Source organism: Micromonospora sp. NPDC049051 (assembly GCF_043197575.1).
Classification (GTDB): domain Bacteria; phylum Actinomycetota; class Actinomycetes; order Mycobacteriales; family Micromonosporaceae; genus Micromonospora.
The window spans coordinates 1-1,355 of record NZ_JBICTL010000026.1; the positions used below are offsets into that span (position 1 = coordinate 1).

A 1,355-nucleotide genomic window follows, 5' to 3' on the forward strand; every position below is an offset into this window, starting at 1 on the left:
AAACCGACACAGGTGGTCAGGTAGAGAATACCGAGGCGATCGGGCGAACTGTGGTTAAGGAACTCGGCAAATTGCCCCCGTAACTTAGGGAGAAGGGGGGCCGGAGACGTGAAGCCCTGCGCGGGTGGAGCGTTGTATGGCCGCAGAGAGCAGGGGGAAGCGACTGTTTACTAAAAACACAGGTCCATGCGAAGAAGTAATTCGATGTATATGGACTGACGCCTGCCCGGTGCTGGAACGTTAAGGGGACCTGTTAGCTCTTCGGGGCGAAGCGGAGAACTTAAGCGCCAGTAAACGGCGGTGGTAACTATAACCATCCTAAGGTAGCGAAATTCCTTGTCGGGTAAGTTCCGACCTGCACGAATGGCGTAACGACTTCCCCACTGTCTCAACCACAGGCCCGGCGAAATTGCATTACGAGTAAAGATGCTCGTTACGCGCGGCAGGACGGAAAGACCCCGGGACCTTTACTATAGCTTGACATTGGTATCCGAATTAGCTTGTGTAGGATAGGTGGGAGCCGGTGAAACCTGTACGCCAGTATGGGTGGAGGCAATCTTGAAATACCACTCTGGTTGGTTTGGGTATCTAACTTCGGACCGTTATCCGGTTCAGGGACAGTGTCTGGTGGGTAGTTTAACTGGGGCGGTTGCCTCCTAAAGGGTAACGGAGGCGCCCAAAGGTTCCCTCAGCCTGGTTGGCAATCAGGTGTTGAGTGCAAGTACACAAGGGAGCTTGACTGTGAGACTGACAGGTCGAGCAGGGACGAAAGTCGGGACTAGTGATCCGGCACTTGCGAGTGGAAGCGGTGTCGCTCAACGGATAAAAGGTACCCCGGGGATAACAGGCTGATCTTCCCCAAGAGTCCATATCGACGGGATGGTTTGGCACCTCGATGTCGGCTCGTCGCATCCTGGGGCTGTAGCAGGTCCCAAGGGTTGGGCTGTTCGCCCATTAAAGCGGTACGCGAGCTGGGTTTAGAACGTCGTGAGACAGTTCGGTCCCTATCCGCCGTGCGCGTAGGATACTTGAGAAGGGCTGTCCCTAGTACGAGAGGACCGGGACGGACGAACCTCTGGTGTGCCAGTTGTCCCGCCAGGGGCACGGCTGGTTAGCTACGTTCGGAAGGGATAACCGCTGAAAGCATCTAAGCGGGAAGCTCGCTTCAAGATGAGGTATCCCACCCCACTTTGTGGGGGTAAGGCCCCCAGCTAGACGACTGGGTTGATAGGCCGGAAATGTAAGCTCGGTAACGGGTTCAGTTGACCGGTACTAATAGGCCGAGGACTTGACTACTAAGCTGCTACGCGTCCACTGTGCAACTCACAGCAAACGAACAACAGACCACGAGTGTG

1 rRNA gene is annotated in these 1,355 nt (G+C 55.5%); it reads left to right on the plus strand.

Features of this window, described 5'->3' with window-relative positions:
• Nucleotides 1-1,296, plus strand: a 23S ribosomal RNA gene (locus ACGFIR_RS31595); the annotation flags it as partial.
• Nucleotides 1,297-1,355 lie beyond the last annotated feature (59 nt).